Origin of the sequence: Leifsonia sp. SIMBA_070 (assembly GCF_046534635.1) — a bacterium.
In the GTDB taxonomy this organism is placed as follows: Bacteria; Actinomycetota; Actinomycetes; order Actinomycetales; family Microbacteriaceae; genus Leifsonia.
In genome coordinates, this window is sequence record NZ_JAWRYK010000039.1 from 1 (window position 1) to 427 (window position 427).

Annotated in this window: 1 protein-coding gene; it reads right to left on the reverse strand. The window is 64.4% G+C overall.

Annotation, left to right across the window (positions count from 1 at the left end):
* Positions 1-5: 5 nt before the first annotated feature.
* Positions 6-427: glutathione S-transferase C-terminal domain-containing protein (locus SB754_RS19295; protein WP_410784027.1), on the reverse strand; the 422-nt coding region annotated here is incomplete at its 5' end.

Here is a 427-nt window from a genome sequence, read left to right on the forward strand (position 1 = left end):
GGGAATCATTCGGCGCCGTGCCCCGCAGCCACTTCCTCGCCTTCCCGGACCGGTCCGGGGGCAGTCCCGTCTCCGAACGGACGGCCTCCCAGCTCCTCGCGGTGGTGCTCGCTGAGCCAGTTGCTGACATCCGGGCCCTTGGGCACGATCCCGGTCGGGTTGATGTCCTCGTGAACGATGTAGTAGTGCGCCTTGATCTGTTCAAAGTCGATGGTGTCGCCGAACCCCGGCGTCTGGAAAAGATCCCTGGCGTAACCCCAGAGGTTGGGCATCTCGGTGAGCTTGTTCCGGTTGCATTTGAAATGGCCGTGGTAGACCGGGTCGAACCGGACCAGCGTGGTGAAGAGCCGCACATCGGCCTCCGTGATGGTGTCCCCGATGAGGAAGCGCTGCCGCGACAGCCGGTCCTCCAGCCAGTCCATGGCAG